This is a genomic window from Parendozoicomonas callyspongiae (assembly GCF_023502345.1).
In the GTDB taxonomy this organism is placed as follows: domain Bacteria; phylum Pseudomonadota; class Gammaproteobacteria; order Pseudomonadales; family Endozoicomonadaceae; genus Sansalvadorimonas; species Sansalvadorimonas callyspongiae.
Map to the genome: position 1 here is coordinate 1 of NZ_JAMFLX010000155.1, position 363 is coordinate 363.

Here is a 363-nt window from a genome sequence, read left to right on the forward strand (position 1 = left end):
GATCTCGACACAGTGTTCTGTCAGCTGGACTTCCACCTCCTGGCGAACCAGCTGATGGGGAACCGAGTAAGCGTGCTCCTGGCACAGAACGTGGTAGTCGATATTCACCCGGGCTTTACGGAACTCGGCAAATTCGAAGGGCTGCATAGGCAGAGGGCGTAAAGCCGGTTCATCCAGTTGCTCGAAGGCGCTGCGGCGCGTTCCGGGGAGCTGTTTGAAGGGTTTGCAGTTCAATTCCGTCAGCAGTTCCCGAATCCGGGAGTTGAGCTCTCCCAGTGTGAAGAAGGTTTCATGGCGCAGGCGGGCCAGTATCCAGCGCTCGACAACCTGAACACCCACCTCTGCCTTGGCTTTATCTTTGGG

1 protein-coding gene is annotated in these 363 nt (G+C 57.3%); it reads right to left on the reverse strand.

What is annotated here, in order from left to right:
* Window positions 1–363: Mu transposase domain-containing protein (locus tag M3P05_RS20760; RefSeq protein WP_408635970.1), on the reverse strand; the 363-nt coding region annotated here is incomplete at both ends.